Consider the following 15,306-nt stretch of genomic DNA (forward strand, 5'->3'; position numbering starts at 1 on the left):
AGACCGCAGCGGTGCGAGAGGGCTGACCTGTGCAGGAGCGGCTCGCGGAATCGGCCGAACACCGACACGAAATCTCCCCGAAACCTTTGAATATCCGTGTGTGATGGGCCCGGACGCAGTCTGGAACCCCTCCGGGGGTAGGGCCGGCCCCACCCCCCGGACACCCTCCAGGCCCGCTGTGCCGGGCCGCCCGAGACGGTTGGGTCGAGGCATGGAAAACGACGCGATCCAACTCAGGGACGTCAGCCGGGTCCACGGGACCGGCGACCGGGCGGTCACCGCCCTCGACCAGGTCTCCCTCGACTTCCCCCGGGGCACCTTCACCGCCGTCATGGGCCCCTCCGGCTCCGGCAAGTCCACCCTGCTGCAGTGCGCCGCCGGACTCGACCGGCCCACCTCCGGCACCGTCACCATCGGCGGCACCGAACTCGGCGGACTGAGCGAGACCCGGCTGACCCTGCTGCGCCGGGAGCGGATCGGCTTCGTCTTCCAGGCCTTCAACCTGCTGCCCGCCCTGACCGCCGAGCAGAACGTGGCCCTGCCCCTGCGCCTCGCCGGCCGCCGCCCCGCCAAGGCCGAGGTCCGCGAGGTCCTGGCCCGGGTGGGCCTGGGCGAACGGGCCCGGCACCGGCCCGCCCAGCTGTCCGGCGGCCAGCAGCAGCGCGTGGCCCTGGCCCGCGCCCTCATCACCCGCCCCGACGTGCTCTTCGGCGACGAGCCCACCGGCGCCCTGGACTCGCGGACCGGCCGCGAGGTGCTCACCCTGCTCCGGGCCATGGTCGACACCGACGGCCAGACGGTCGTCATGGTCACCCACGACCCCGTGGCCGCCTCCTACGCGGACCGTGTCGTCTTCCTCGCCGACGGCCGCCCGAACGGCGAACTGTCCGGCGCGAGCGCCCTGGACATCGCCGCCCGCATGACCGTGCTGGAGGCCGCGCCGTGCTGAGCATCGCCCTGCGCACCGCGCGCACCCGCTGGGTCACCTTCGCCGGGAGCTTCCTCGCACTGGCCCTCGGCGTCGGCCTGATCGCCACCACGGGCCTCGCGCTCGCCGCCACCCTGGACGCCCCGCAGCGCCTGCCCGAACGGTTCGCCCAGGCCCCCGTCGTCGTCAAGGCCAACGACGTCCTGCGCGTTCCGACCCCGAACGGGGAGCGCACCGGCACGCTCGCCCACCCCAGGCCCGTCGCCCCCGGCCTCGCGCAGCGGCTGGCCGCCCTCGGCCGGACCACCGAGGACCGGTCCTTCCCCGTCCGCGCCGACGGCGCACCGGAGCAACTCGTCGGCCACCCCTGGTCGGTCGCCGCCTTCGCCCCGTACGCCCTCGCCGAGGGCCGCGCCCCGCAGTCCGACGAGGAGGTCGTCACCACCGGCTGGGCCGCGCCCGGCACCCGGCTGACCACCGACCACGGACCCGCCACCGTCGTCGGCACCGTCACGGCCCCCGGCGGCGGACACGGCTTCGAGGACGCCGTGTTCTGGACCGACGCCCGCGCCTCCCGGCTGTCACCCGCCGTCGACCAGCTCGTCGTCGCCGCCGACCCGGCCGCCGTACGGGCCGCCGTGGGTCAGGACCCGGACGTACGGGTCCTGACCGGCCGGGACCGCCGCCACGCCGACCCCGACCCGGAGCGCGACACCGAGGCACTGCTCGCCGTCAACGCCCTGCTCGGCACGTCCGGCGGGGTCACCGGCTTCGTCTCCGTCTTCGTCGTCGCCTCCACCTTCGCCTTCGCCGTCGCCCAGCGCCGCAAGGAGTTCGCCCTGCTGCGCACGGCCGGCGCGACCCCGGGCCAGATCCGCCGCACGGTGCTGGCCGAGGCGCTGGTCCTCGGCGTACCGGCATCCGCCGCGGGCTGCCTGCTCGGGGCGTACGGGGCACCCGTACTCGCCCGGTGGCTCGTGGAAGACGGCATCGCACCGCGGTGGTTCGCCATCGGGGACGCCACCTGGCCCCTGCACGCGGCCTTCTGGACCGGTCTGCTCGTCGCCCTCGCCGGAGTCCTCGCCGCCTCCTGGCGGGCGGGGCGGGTCGGACCCGTCGAGGCCATGCGCGAAGCCGCCGTCGAGACGCGGACCATGACCCCGGGGCGCTGGACCCTCGGCGCCGCACTGCTGCTGGCCGGCATCGGCACCCTCGCGCACGCCCTGCTCACCGACCCGTCGGACCTGCTCCACCGCAAGACGTACATCACCCGCCCGATGCTGTTCATCGTCGCGTTCGCGCTGCTGGCCCCGGTGCTCGTCCGGCCACTGGTCCGGCTGATCGCCTGGCTGCCGGCCCGACTGCCCGGCGCGGGCGGGATGCTGATCCGGGAGAACGCGGCCGCCGGCATCCGGCGTACGGCGGCCGTCGCCGCCCCCGTCCTCGTCACCGTCGCCCTCGCCGGATCCCTGCTCGGCACGACCGCCACCCTGGGCGAGGCCAAGGCCGCCGAGATCCGGCAGCAGACGAGCGCCGACTTCGTCCTCACCGGCGGGGCGGGCGGCTTCGACCCGGCGGCCGTCGACCGGATCCGGGCCGTGCCCGGGACCGAGGTCTCCGCCACGGCCGCGACCACGGTCCACGTGCTGGAGGAGGGCGTGGCGCTGATCCGTTCCGAGGCCCGCGCCGCCGACCCGAAGGCCCTTGCCCGGACGGCCCGGCCGCCCCTCGTCGCGGGCCGGCTGAGCGACCTCGACGACGACTCCGTCGTCGTCACGGAGGAGTGGGAACGGCACACCGTCGGATCGCGCGTCGACGTGTGGCTCGGCGACGGCACCCGCAAGAACCTGCGGATCGCCGCCGTGATGAGCACCGGAACCGGAGACAACGGGGCCTACGTCACCCCGGCCAACGCCCCCGGGGCGCCGGTGGACCGGATCGACGTACGGCTCGCCCCGGGCGCGGACGCCGAGGCGGTGGGGTCCGGGCTGGCCGAGGCGGCGCGGCGGGCCGGGGGCCGCGCCCTGACCAAGGACCAGTGGGTGGCGGCCAGTCACCCCGAGACCAGGCGCACGACCCGGCTGGGCTTCCTGCTGGTCCTCGGCATCGCCCTGCTCTACACCGGCATCGCACTCGCCAACACCCTCGTGATGGCGACCACCGACCGGGCCCGAGAGCTCGCGACGCTGCGCCTGGCCGGCGCCACCCGGTGGCAGGTGCTCCGGCTGGTGGCGGGGGAGTCCCTGACGGTCGTCCTCGTCGGCGCGGTCGCCGGCTCCCTGGTCGCCGCCCTGAACCTGGCCGGAATCGGGTGGGCCCTCGGGCTCCTGGACGTCCCGAGCGGCATCGTGATCCCGTGGCACGTCCTCGGTGCGACGGCCGGCGCCTGCGCGGCCCTCGCGGTGGTCTCGGCGCTCACCCCGGCCGCGCTGGTCCTGCGGCGCCGGCCGACCGAGTCGGCCGGCGCACGGGACTAGACAGGACGGGAACGGCTCCTCAGGACGGGAACGGCTCCTGCCGATCGGGCCGGAGGGAGCGGATCAGGAACCGGAGCGGATCGAACCGGTGCTCGCGCCGCTGGGGTCGCCCACGAAGCAGGTGACCTCGCGGTCGCCGAACGTCCAGGTGCTGGGCTGGGGGTAGTAGTAGAAGACCTCCAGCTTGTCCGAGACCTTCGCGTTCTTGCCCACGTAGTCGGTGAGCGCCGTGCCGGAGCACTTCTCCTCGGCGATCTTGACGACCTTCTCCGTGCCGGGGTACGCGCCGTCGTCGAGGTTGAAGACGGCGTACGCCTCACCCTCGTGAGCCTGGGTGCAGGGCACGATGTCCACCGAGTAGCCGGCCTGGCCGCCGTCGTCGTCCTGGTACTCCGCCAGATCGCCGCCCGTGTTGAAGCAGTCCCCCTTGCGGATGTCCTGCACCTTGCTGGAACCCGATCCGGTGACCTGGCCGGTGGTGTCGCGCTTCGGCGTGCTCTCGTTCAGTGCCCCGGTCAGTCCGAGGACGATCGCGACCGCGTAGAACGTGAGGGTGAGGCTGTGGAAGGCGATGGCCGCGATGGCCAGGCCCTTGCCCTTCTCGCCCCGGTTGCGGATCTGGGAGAGGGCGATGATGCCGAGGATCAGCGGGACCAGCGGAATCCCGCAGAGGATCGACATGACGAACGCGACGACGGCCAGCGTGTTGGTCTTCTGCGACATCATCGGCGGCTGCCCCGGCCAGCCCTGCGGGCCGCCGTACGGCCCGGGTTGCACCGGCTGCCCGTACGGTCCCGACGGCGGGTACGGCTGGGGGGACGACGGAGGCTGCGGTGGTATGGACATGCGTGCGGAGCTCCTTGCTCAGAGGGTGAGACGCAACCAACAGCCAGGCGGTGACATCGCGGCCGGCGACGGGCGGCATGAATTGGACCACACCGATACATACTTGCCCATGGTTTTATGTCGTCCCTACGCTACCGCCCTGAGCCGGGGGGAGTTGCCGTGGGGGGTCGGTCTTGAAAGCCCGTCGCGGCGGGCGGCGAGGCTCAGTTCTGCGACTGGAGTGCCTTCGTCAGGAGTGCGCCGGCCACGATCAGGGCCACACCGAGCCACCACACGGTGCCGTCGAAGACGAGGACGGCGATCCCGATCGGCACCAGCAGCCCGGCCAGGGGCAGCAGCAGCCCTGCCAGGCGCAGCGGTTCGGGCCCCTGGCCGGTCGCCTCGCGCGCGGCGCGGGCCCGGACCACGTCCGGGTACCAGACGGTGAAGCGGAGCGCGGCGACGATCGCCAGGATCTGGATGATCCAGCCGGTCCAGATGTTGTTCGGGTTGTGCAGGACCAGGTCCCCGTAAGCGCCCGCGAGGGCCGCCACCAGGAAGGCGAGCCCCCACACCGCCGTGATCACGTAGTTGGTCCGGACGAAGCCGGGGGTGTGCCACAGTGCCGGATCGACCTGCTCGCGGGCGTACTGGAGGGTGAACGGCATCCCCACGGCCATGGAGCCGAAGGCGATCACCGCGAGCGTGATGTTCGCGAGCTCGCCCGCGTACGTCTCCAGCCAGCGCAACGTGCCCCAGCTCGCCAGGGCGCCGATCACGGCCAGCGCAGCGAAGAACACCACGTCGGCCACTTCCAGCAGCTTCCAGGAGCTGCCCCGGTTGACCACACGGGTCACGACGACCAGGGTGACGGCCGTCGCCAGGGCGATCCCGACCGCGATCTCGAAGCGTCCCGGTCCGACCAGCAGGGAGAAGACGATCCACGGAGCCATCCCGACGACCGGGTTCTCCAGGAATCGGGACACCGGTCCGCTGCCCGCGCCGTACGCCTCGGTGCGCACCCTTCCATCGTGCGCGGCCACCGGTCGACCGGCCATTCGGGGACCGGACCGCAGGGACGGGAGACCGGCGCCGCCCACGCCGAGTTCCGGTGTGGCCGGCGCGGCCCGCTAGCCGGTCGCGCTCAGGCGCGGGGCGTACATATCGAGCAGCCGGGTCCGGGTCTGCTGGAGCCGCATCGCGAGCACCCGCCCGACCCAGTGCCCGATCGCGGACCCGAAGGCGGGATCGGCGTCCATCAGCATCCGTACGGCCGCGGCGTCGAACTCGTACGCGCGCACCGGTGTCATCGCCTCCGCGCCGAGCTGCCACACGTACGGCGGGAAGAGCCAGGACCAGCCCACCAGCTCACCGGGGCCGAGGTTCTCCACGGCCGCGGGCCGGCGGCCGGCCACGGGAACCTCCAGGGTCACCGTGCCGGAGCGCACGATCCAGAAGGATTCCGCCCGGTTGCCCTCGTCGAAGATCCGCGCGTTCTCCGGGAAATTCACCTCGCGGGCCTGGGACATCAGCCGTCCACGGTGCTCGGTGGACAGGACGGCGGCGATGCGGATGGGGGAAGGTGTGCTCACGACGGCCTCCGATCACGAACGACCCCCCGGCGACGCTCCTGCTCTCCCAGTGTCGCCGACGCCCGCCCGATCCCGGCCGGCCCGGACCGTCTTTCTTCCTTTCTTTCGCGCCGTACGCGGAACCCCTTCCTCCGGGGACCGGAAGGGACGGCCTAGTCCTCCGCATTCGCCTCCAGGCAGGCCAGCTCCATGGCGTCCAGCACCGCCTCGTGGCTGCGCCCGCTGAGTTCGGCGACGTTCTCGATCTGGGCCGTCGCCCAGGCCGCCAGCGTCATCACCAGCACCCGGAGTCCGTCCGTACCGTGCTCGGCCAGGATCGCGTCGGCGACGACCATGGCGTCCTCCGGGACCTGCTCGGGCGGCTCCAGGCCCGCGAGGCCGCGCAGCATGGCGAGGGTGCGGCGGGAGATCTCCGGCGTCATCCCCGCCAGCCGCATGTCTTCTTCTTCGTCCATCCGCCCCACCTCCGGTGCCGTGCCCATCACCTCAGGGCACGGTAGAGCCGCGCGCGCCCGCGCGGGGCCGTTTCCCCAGGGTGACCCTGCGTGACCTCCGGCGGGGCGGGCCCTCAGCGCCCGTTCGGCAGCCCGTCCTCCTTCGGACGCGCCGCCAGGGCGACGGCGAGGGCGAGGAGGACCAGTACCGCCGCGACCGCGAACGTGACCCGCATGCCGGTGGCGACGGCGCCCGGGCCCGCGGTGGTGACGTCGGTCGTCGTCGAGGCGAGCGCGAACACGGCGCCCATGACGGACGCACCGGTGACGAGCCCGAGATTGCGCGAGAGGTTGAGCATGCCGGAGACGACACCCCGCTGACCGGGCCGGACGTCCGCCATGACGGCGGTGTTGTTGGCCGTCTGGAACACCGCGTACCCGGCGGTGACGACCGCGAGGGGAACGACGTAGCCCAGTACGCCGAAGGTCTCCGGGGTCAAGGACAGGGCGAGGGTGCCGGCCGCCGTCGCGGTGAGTCCGGCGGCGGTCGTGCGCGGGGCGCCGAAGCGGTCCACGACGCGGCCGGCCGGCACCCCGGTCAGCGCGGCGACCAGCGGACCGGTCGACAGCACGAGTCCGACGAGGACCGCGTCGAGCCCGAGCGTGCGGGAGAGGTAGAACGGCCCGACCACCAGCGTCGCCATCACCACCGTCGAGACGAGCGCGCTCGTGGCGAGGCCCGCGCGCAGTACGGGATCACGGAACACCGCCCCCCGGATCAGCGGTGACGCCGCTCGCGCCTCGGTGCGTACGAACAGGGCGACTCCCAGGGCGGCGGTCAGGAGCAGGGCGAGGTTGACCGGGCCGAACCGGCCGTGGCCGAGGGTCATGGCCAGTGCGTAGGCCGCGAGCGTGAACGCGAGCAGCAGGGTCCCCAGGTGGTCGAAGCGGGGCCGGCCGGCCCCCGCCGTCTGCCGGTCGGCGGGCAGGTGGCGGTGGGCGAGGACGAACGTCAGGACGCCCAGCGGCACGTTGACGAAGAAGATCGCCCGCCAGCCGGGACCGGCGATCAGGGCGCCGCCCAGCGATGGACCCAGAGCGGTGCCGACCGCGGACATCGTGCCGAGCAGCCCCATGGCGCTGCCGGTCCGCGCCTTCGGGACCGCCTCCCCGACGAAGGCCATCGTGAGGGCCATCATGACGGCCGCGCCGAGGCCCTGCACCGCCCGCGCGGCGATCAGCAGCCAGAGCGTGGGCGCGGCGCCGCAGGCGACCGAGGCCACGGTGAACAGCAGGATCCCGCCGAGGAGCAGCCGGCGGCGGCCGAGCAGGTCACCGAGCCGGCCGACGCCGACGATCAGGGTGGTGATGGCGAGCAGATAGGCGAGGACGATCCACTGGACCTGCTGGAACGAGGCCGAGAACGCCTGCGCCAGGGTCGGCAGGCCGACGTTCGCGATGCTGGTGCCGAGCGAGGACAGCAGCATCGAGAGCGACAGGCCGGCCAGCACCGGGCGGACCGCCGGCGCCCGCCTCGGTATGGATCCGGGTCTGGAATCAGTGTGTGGGCTCATGCCCGGGAGCGTGTGCGACCTGGTGATCGAACGGCAAACCTTGTTGCCGTTTCCGGGACAGGGGAGTGGAATGGCCGCATGGAAGACGACCGCACGGAAGACGACCGCATCGAGGACGACCGCATCGAGGACGACCGCATCGACGGCGGCCGCATCGACGGCGGCCGCACGGACAAGCCCGCGCCCCACCAGGCGGTCCTCGACGAGGTCGCCCCCCGGCTCCGACGGCTGCGCGCCCAGCGCGGCCTCACGCTGGCCGCGCTCTCCGAGACGACCGGCATCTCGAAGAGCACCCTCTCCCGGCTGGAATCCGGACAGCGCCGCCCCAGCCTGGAACTGCTGCTGCCGCTGGCCAGTGCGTACCGCGTGCCCCTGGACGACCTGGTCGGCGCCCCCGAAGTGGGGGACCCCCGGGTGCGGATGACCCCCCGCGCCATGCCGAACGGCGGTACGGCCATCCCGCTCACCCGGAACATGGGCCCCCTCCAGGCCTTCAAGATGCTCATCACCGACCGGGGCACCGAACCGGATCTCCGGACGCACGAGGGCTACGAGTGGCTGTACGTGCTCGACGGCCGATTGCGGCTCGTCCTCGCCGACCACGACCTGGTCCTCGGCCCCGGCGAGGCCGCCGAGTTCGACACCCGGCTGCCCCACTGGTTCACCAGCGCGGACGGGCGGCCCGTGGAGATACTCAGCCTCTTCGGGCGGCAGGGGGAGCGGATGCACGTCCGCGCCAAGCCGCGCGCCTGACGGCGGGGCCCGCGCGGAGCTGCCGGCGCGATTTGGCATCCGATGTGTCAAGTGGGATGAACCGAGCGCGGAATCGCCCTAGGGTGCGCCCGTACGCATGGTTGTGGACTGCTGTTCGGCGGTTTCCGGCCATGACTCACACGGCCGCGCCACACGGCCGCACAGCACACCGAACTGGGGGGTTCATGCGTAGAACCAGAAGGCTGGCGGCCGCTCTCGCCCTGTCCCTGGCCGGAACCGGCGCAGGGCTGGGTCTCGGCCTCGTCCCCCAGGCGGCGGCCGTCACCCCGCCCGTCGCCTTCACCGCCGACCCGCTGTCGACCTGGCAGCCCAACGGTGTCGTCTGGGCCCTCGCCGAAGCGGGCGGCCAGGTCTTCGCCGGCGGCACCTTCTCCACCGTGCGCCCACCCACGGGCGGCGCCGGCAGCGAGCAGTCGGCCGTGAACTTCGTGGCGCTCGACGCCGCGACCGGCGCCCCGACCTCCTGCAAACTTTCCTTCACCATCGCCGCCGGCACCGCCACGGTCCGCGCGCTCGCCCTCTCCCCGGACAAGACGACCCTGTACGCGGGCGGCTACTTCGGCGCCGTCAACGGCACGGCCGTGTCCAGCCTCGCCGCCATCGACGTGGCGAGCTGCACGGTGAAGACCGGTTTCCGCCCGGCCTTCGCGGCCACCGTCCGCGCCCTCGCCGTCACCGGCGACACCGTCTACGCGGGCGGCGACTTCCTCAGCGTCGCCGGTCAGCCGCGCGAGCGCTTCGCCGCCGTCGGCGCGGCCGACGGGGCGCTCAAGCCCTTCACCGCCGACGCCGACGAGCCCGGGCGCGCCGTCGAGGTCACCCCGGACGGCAACAACGTGGTCCTCGGCGGCGACTTCTTCACCGTCAACGGCACCAACACGCACGCGCTGGCCGTCGTCGACGCGACGAGCGGCGCGCTCACCAAGACGTACGCCGGTTTCATCGAGACCAACTCCGTCGTCAAGGACGTCGCCACCGACGCGACCGGCTTCTACACCGCCAACGAGGGCACGGGCGGCGGCGTCTTCGACGGCCGGATCGCGCTCAACCTGAGCGACTTCGGCCAGCGCTGGCGCGACACCTGCCTCGGCGCCACCCAGGCCGTGCTGCCGTACCAGAGCGTGCTCTACAGCGCCTCGCACGCACACGACTGCTCCAGCGTCGGCGAGTTCCCCGACGGCCAGCGCCACCACCTGCTCGCCCAGCCCACCAGCGGCACCGGCAAACTGGGCTGGACCCCCGACACCAACGACGGCATCGGCGAGGGCATCGGTCCGCGCGTGATGACGGTCGGCTCCAAGGGCGGCGTCCAGTACCTGTGGGTCGGCGGCGAGTTCACCACCGTCAACGGGGCGGCGCAGCAGAGCCTGACGCGCTTCGCCTCCACCGGGGACACGGGCGCGCCGACCGTGCCCGTCGCGAGCGCGGTCAGCTTCAAGCCCGGCGAGGTCCAGGTGCGCTGGCGCACCAGCCTCGACCTGGACGACAGCGCGCTGACCTACCGGATCTACCGCAACGGCGCGGCCACGCCCATCGCCACGGTCACCGCCGACTCGCTGTTCTTCAAGCGCCCGCAGGCCTCCTGGACCGACACCACCGCGGTGGCCGGCCAGTCGTACACGTACCGGGTGACGGCCACCGACGCGGCCGGCAACACCAGCGCGCTGTCCGCGACGGCGAGCGTGACCGTTCCCGCCCAGGTGGACGGCTACCCGAACCAGGTCCGCGCCGACGGAGCCCAGCAGTACTGGCGCTACGACGAGTCGGCCCTGCCCTTCGTCGCCGACTCCTCGGCCGCCGGCAACCAGAGCGGCGTGCACCTGAACGCCCCGGCCCTGCGGCAGGCGCCGGGCGCCGTCTCCGGCGCGAGCACGGCGATCGGCTTCAACGGCACGGACACCCAGGTGTACGCGGACAAGCGGCAGACGGTGGGCAGCACCTACACCATCGAAACCTGGTTCAAGACGAACACCACCCGGGGCGGCAAGCTCCTCGGCTTCGGGAACAACCAGGCACGCGGCAGCAATCAGTACGACAAGCACATCTACATGACCAACGACGGCCGGCTGGTCTACGGCGTCTACACCGGAGCCACCCGCACCGTCACCACCAGCGCCGCGTACAACGACAACCAGTGGCACCACGTCGTCGCGAGCCAGGGCCCCGGCGGAATGACCCTCTACGTGGACGGCGCCCAGAAGGGCACCCTGAACGTCACCACGCACGAGAACTTCTCGGGCTACTGGCACGCCGGCGGCGACAGCCTCGGCGGCTGGCCCGACCGCCCGAGCAGTGAGTACTGGGCGGGCACGCTCGACGAGACCGCCGTCTACCCGACCGTCCTGAGCGCCGCGCAGGTCCAGCACCACTACGCCCTGGCCGGCGCCCCGGCCGACTCGGTCGTCCAGGTCACCGCCGCGCAGGACACGTACGCCAACGCGGGCGCGCCCGGGACCAACTACGGCACCTCTGGCTCGCTCGCGGTGCGCGGCACCTCCTTCTACGCGAGCTACCTGCGCTTCGACCTGCCCGCCGCACCCGCGGGCACGGTCCTCAAGTCGGCCACCCTCAGCGTGAAGACCAGCACCATGAGCGGCGCCGGTACGACGGACACCGTCTCGGTCGTCCCCATCACCGGGTCGTGGAGCGAGGGCGGGACCACCTACACCAACCGCCCCGCCCTGGGTGGCCCGGCACTCGGCAGCTTCGCCGGCATCCCGGACGGCAGCGCGGTGCACACCACCGCACTCACCACCGCGACCGTCGCGGCGGCGCTAGGCGGCGGCTACGACCTGGCCCTGAGCAGCACCGGTACGGACGCCCTGTGGCTGTGGTCCTCCGAGGCGCAGGCCAACGAGGGCACACCGCAGCTGACGCTGACCTTCGGCGCACCGTGACCTGAACACGGACCGAAGGCGAGGGGCGCGGGCCGTTGTGGCCCGCGCCCCTCGGTGCGTAGGAGACCCGGGCGACGTGGGCGGCGTCCGGCAGCGGGCTCAGCGGCCGGCGGTGATCCATCGCACGAGGGCCGCGTTGGTCGTGTCGTCGAGTGCGGACAGAGTGTGGATGGCTTCCAGGTCACCGGGGGTCGGCGGCACGCCGGCGGTGGTCAGCGCGGCGTGGAGGTCCAAGCGGCGCCGGTCCGAGGGCTGCAGGGGCCAGGAGAGGCGCGTCTGCGGATCCGGCTCGCCGAAGGGAGGCTGCCCGTTCGCATCGCACGGCATGGAGTCCACGGTGTCGACGGCGCCGGGGAAGCGGTAGGGGTCGAGGGCCAGCTGAGGGACCGTGACCGCTGACGGGGGACACTGCCAGGACTCCACGTGAACCTCCAGGTGTCTGACGGGTCGTGCGGGCAGGGGTGCCGGGGTGGAGCGCGTGCCGCGGCTGGTCGCCGCGGCACGCGGGGTGGGTGGCCGGCAGCTCACGGTCCCCGACGGTGTGGCTGCCGGTCCGGGTCAGCGGCGGTGGTTGTCGTGGTGACCGCGGCGGCCCCAGGTCTCGGTGTCGATGACGCGCCCGCGGTCGTCGCGGAGGGTGGCGGTGTCGCGGTCGTCCCAGATCTGGTGGCGGCGGTCCTGGTAGACGTCGCGGTGGGTGTCGCGCCCGTTGCCGGTGTGGACCTTGACGCTGGAGTGGCCGTCCAGCCGGAGGTGCTTGAAGCGGTAGCGGTTGCCGTCCTGGTCGGTGAGGGTGAATCCGCGCAGGTTGACGGAGTTGCGGCCGGTGTTCTTCACCTCGATCCATTCGCGGTTCAGGGCGCGGTTGTCGCGGCCGCGGCCGCGACCGTCCTGCTGGACGTCGCCGATGACGATCGAGGAGTGCCGGCCGTGGTGGCCGCGCCGGTCGTCGTCGTGGGCGGCTGCCGGTACGGCGGCCGCGCCGACCAGGGCGCCGGCGGCGAGGACCGCGGCGAGAAGGCGGCGGGTGGCGAGAGAAGCAGACATGCAGATGACTCCTTGAACAGTCAGCCCAGCCCGGCATCGTGCGAGCCGAGCGGGCTCCGTGCGGTTCCCGGCGTGCTGCCGAGGAGCCACACTCTGGCCCGCACCGTCGCCAACCGCCACAACTCGTGATGTGTGTTTCTCAATGCGGACATGTCCGTAACCCTCGCTTGTAAGAGGCAAACGTCAAGGCCGGGTTGACGAAAACGGGGCGGCGCCGACGGAGGCCATTGCGATGCCGAAGTAAGGAGGTTTCGGCCACATAAGCAGTTCATTCGCGCCATGCGGTGCGCTGTGCGCCGAATGGATTCACCGTCCTGTAACAGCCGCTTCCGCCGTTTCCTCGCACGCAGATACGAATCTCCGCTCCGATGTACGAGTGCGGGTGACGACTGGGCGGTCCGTCGGCTTGGCGTGGTGCTCCGGGCCCCGCCGGGTGTGGGTTCTTCAGGCCTGTCGGTATGGCGGGAGGTCCAAGGCGGTCCTCCGGGGGGGGGATTGTGTGGCCCTGCCCCGGATCCCGGTCGGGATGCGGGCGGTCGCCGCGACCGGCCGACCCATCGCGGACTACGCCCTGCTCTCCGACTGCCACGCTGCGGCACTCGTCAGCCGTGACGGTTCGGTCGACTGGCTGTGCATGCCGCACTTCGACTCCCGTTCCCTCTTCGGCCGGATCCTCGGCCCTCAGGCCGGTCGCTGGCTCATCCGGCAGGTCGGCCCCTCCACGCAGAGCAGGCCTACCTCGAGCGCACGATGGTCCTCGAGACGACGTTCACCACCCCCACTGGGACGGTCACCGTCACCGACGCCCTCGCCTCCGGACGCAGCGCAACGGGACGCGACCTGGGCCGGCGCGCACCCCATCTCCTCCTCCGCGTGGCGCACTGCGCCGAAGGCCAGGTCACACTCGAGACGGAGTTCGCCCCGCGACCGGAATACGGGCTGATCAGACCCCGCCTGATGCCCGTAGAAGGAGGGCTGCTCTATCACGGCGGCCCCGACACCCTCAAACGAAGGGTCCCGTCTGATCGTGCAGATCGGGCGGGCCCCTTCTGTGTCTGTCAGGGGCGGGCCGTTCCTCCAATCCCCACCCTTCCCGATGCCTGAAATGCCCACATATGTAACGCATTTCTCTAGGGCGACTGGGAGTGACTCCCGTCACTTCCAGTGACGTAAGGGACATGGCTTCCGCAGACCGGGGCAAGCGCGCACGAGCACCACCACCACCGCGGGTAGGCCGCGGTGCCGGAAACGGAGGTACAGCGCGTCGTGTCCGAGCAGACGACCATCCACATCGCCGGGACCTGGCGTTCCGCGGTCTCAGGAGCCACCCGAGAGGTCCTCGACCCGGCGGACGCCACGGTCCTCGCCGTCGTCGCCGAGGGCGGCACCGCGGACACCGACGCGGCCGTCAGCGCCGCCCGCGCCGCCTTCGACGGCGGCGAGTGGCCCCGGACCCCCGTCCTGGAGCGGGCCGCGCTCCTGCGCCGCACCGCCGACCTGCTCCACCGCGACCGCGAACGCCTCGGGCTGCTGGAGAGCCGTGACGCCGGCAAGACCCTGGAAGAGGGGCGCGTGGACGTGGACTGCGTCGCGGACGCCTTCCGCTACTTCGCCGATCTCGTCACCGGCGAGAGCGCCGGCCGCGTGGTCGACGCCGGTACCCCCGACGTCCACAGCGTCGTCGTCCACGAGCCCGTCGGGGTCTGCGCCCTGATCACCCCGTGGAACTACCCGCTCCTCCAGGCCTCCTGGAAGATCGCCCCCGCCCTCGCCGCGGGCAACACCTTCGTGCTCAAGCCCAGCGAGATCACCCCGCTGTCCACGGTGGCCCTCATCGGCCTGCTGGTGGAGGCCGGACTGCCGGCCGGCGTCGCGAACCTGGTCACCGGACCCGGCGACCCCGTCGGCGCGCGCCTCGCCGCCCACCCCGACGTCGACCTCGTCTCCTTCACCGGCGGACTCACCAGCGGTACGAAGGTGATGCGCGCGGCCGCCGACTCCGTCAAGAAGGTCGCCCTCGAACTCGGCGGCAAGAACCCCAACGTCGTCTTCGCCGACGCCTGTGCCACCGAGGAAGGCTTCGACACCGCCGTCGACCAGGCCCTCAATGCCGCCTTCATGCACAGCGGCCAGGTCTGTTCCGCCGGTTCCCGGCTCATCGTCGAGGAGAGCGTCGCCGAGCGCTTCGTCTCCGAACTCGCCCGCCGGGCCGACCGGATCCGCCTCGGCCGCGGCACCGACCCGGGCGTGGAGTGCGGACCGCTGGTCTCCGCCGCCCAGCGCGAACGCACCGAGGAGTACGTGGCCTCCGCCCTCGCCGAGGGAGCCGTGCTCCGTTCCGGCGGCAAGCGGCCCGACGGGCCCGGCTACTTCTACCGGCCGACCGTGCTGGACCGCTGCCACCGCGGGATGCGCGTCGTACGGGAGGAGGTCTTCGGGCCGGTCCTGACCGTGGAGACCTTCCGCACCGAGGCGGAGGCCGTCGCGCTCGCCAACGACACCGAGTACGGCCTCGCCGGCGCGGTGTGGACCTCCGACCCGGGCCGAGGCCGCCGCGTGGCGGGCCGGCTGCGCCACGGCACCGTCTGGATCAACGACTTCCACCCGTACCTCCCGCAGGCCGAATGGGGCGGCTTCGGCAAGTCCGGCATCGGGCGGGAACTGGGCCCGTCGGGCCTGGCCGAGTACCGCGAGACCAAGCACGTGTACCAGAACCTCGCCCCGCGCCCCGTGCGCTGGTTCGCGGGCTGAAGGAGGA

At 72.6% G+C, this 15,306-nt stretch carries 12 protein-coding genes and 1 pseudogene; 6 read left to right on the forward strand and 7 right to left on the reverse strand.

Going from position 1 to position 15,306, the window contains the following annotated elements; genetic code table 11:
* Positions 1-211 precede the first annotated feature (211 nt).
* The gene (locus tag ACIPYQ_RS13240; RefSeq protein ID WP_401249855.1) at positions 212-949 is read left to right on the forward strand and encodes an ABC transporter ATP-binding protein; all 738 of its coding nucleotides are present in this window, start codon (positions 212-214) and stop codon (positions 947-949) included.
* Complete coding sequence (locus tag ACIPYQ_RS13245) at positions 943-3,405, forward strand: FtsX-like permease family protein (protein ID WP_401249857.1); 2,463 nt, start codon at positions 943-945, stop codon at positions 3,403-3,405. The genes ACIPYQ_RS13240 and ACIPYQ_RS13245 overlap by 7 nt, the downstream gene beginning before the upstream one ends.
* A gap of 63 nt (positions 3,406-3,468) precedes the next feature.
* Here ACIPYQ_RS13245 and ACIPYQ_RS13250 read toward each other — a convergent pair whose 3' ends face one another.
* From ACIPYQ_RS13250 to ACIPYQ_RS13270, 5 genes are all read right to left on the reverse strand, one after another.
* Positions 3,469-4,251, reverse strand: coding sequence for a DUF4190 domain-containing protein (locus ACIPYQ_RS13250; protein ID WP_401249860.1), 783 nt, complete (start codon positions 4,249-4,251; stop codon positions 3,469-3,471).
* Positions 4,252-4,454: 203 nt separating this feature from the next.
* The gene (locus ACIPYQ_RS13255) at positions 4,455-5,252 is read right to left on the reverse strand and encodes a hypothetical protein (RefSeq protein ID WP_401249863.1); all 798 of its coding nucleotides are present in this window, start codon (positions 5,250-5,252) and stop codon (positions 4,455-4,457) included.
* A gap of 108 nt (positions 5,253-5,360) precedes the next feature.
* Positions 5,361-5,822, reverse strand: a complete 462-nt coding sequence (locus tag ACIPYQ_RS13260) for a Crp/Fnr family transcriptional regulator (RefSeq protein WP_401249866.1) — start codon at positions 5,820-5,822, stop codon at positions 5,361-5,363.
* A gap of 152 nt (positions 5,823-5,974) precedes the next feature.
* On the reverse strand, positions 5,975-6,277 hold the full coding sequence (locus ACIPYQ_RS13265) for a hypothetical protein (RefSeq protein ID WP_361770877.1): 303 nt from the start codon (positions 6,275-6,277) through the stop codon (positions 5,975-5,977).
* Positions 6,278-6,390: 113 nt separating this feature from the next.
* Complete coding sequence (locus ACIPYQ_RS13270; protein WP_401249870.1) at positions 6,391-7,830, reverse strand: MFS transporter; 1,440 nt, start codon at positions 7,828-7,830, stop codon at positions 6,391-6,393.
* Positions 7,831-7,908: 78 nt separating this feature from the next.
* Here ACIPYQ_RS13270 and ACIPYQ_RS13275 point away from each other — a divergent pair, with 78 nt between their 5' ends.
* Together ACIPYQ_RS13275 and ACIPYQ_RS13280 are read left to right on the forward strand one after the other, a co-directional pair.
* Complete coding sequence (locus tag ACIPYQ_RS13275; RefSeq protein WP_401249872.1) at positions 7,909-8,583, forward strand: helix-turn-helix domain-containing protein; 675 nt, start codon at positions 7,909-7,911, stop codon at positions 8,581-8,583.
* 185 nt (positions 8,584-8,768) lie between these two features.
* Complete coding sequence (locus ACIPYQ_RS13280) at positions 8,769-11,501, forward strand: DNRLRE domain-containing protein (RefSeq protein ID WP_401249875.1); 2,733 nt, start codon at positions 8,769-8,771, stop codon at positions 11,499-11,501.
* Between the two features lie 99 nt (positions 11,502-11,600).
* On the opposite strand, the gene ACIPYQ_RS13285 is transcribed toward ACIPYQ_RS13280, so the two are convergent.
* Positions 11,601-11,924, reverse strand: coding sequence for a hypothetical protein (locus ACIPYQ_RS13285; protein WP_401249878.1), 324 nt, complete (start codon positions 11,922-11,924; stop codon positions 11,601-11,603).
* A 135-nt stretch (positions 11,925-12,059) separates the two neighbouring features.
* Positions 12,060-12,548 (reverse strand): lamin tail domain-containing protein, encoded by a 489-nt coding sequence (locus tag ACIPYQ_RS13290; protein WP_362239909.1) that lies wholly within the window; start codon positions 12,546-12,548, stop codon positions 12,060-12,062.
* Between the two features lie 526 nt (positions 12,549-13,074).
* Here ACIPYQ_RS13290 and ACIPYQ_RS13295 point away from each other — a divergent pair.
* Positions 13,075-13,652 (forward strand): annotated as a pseudogene (locus tag ACIPYQ_RS13295) (trehalase-like domain-containing protein).
* Between the two features lie 162 nt (positions 13,653-13,814).
* Entirely contained in the window at positions 13,815-15,299 is a 1,485-nt protein-coding gene (locus tag ACIPYQ_RS13300) for an aldehyde dehydrogenase family protein (RefSeq protein WP_361759626.1), read from the forward strand.
* Positions 15,300-15,306 lie beyond the last annotated feature (7 nt).

Source organism: Streptomyces sp. NPDC090045, from assembly GCF_044747975.1.
GTDB lineage: Bacteria > Actinomycetota > Actinomycetes > Streptomycetales > Streptomycetaceae > Streptomyces.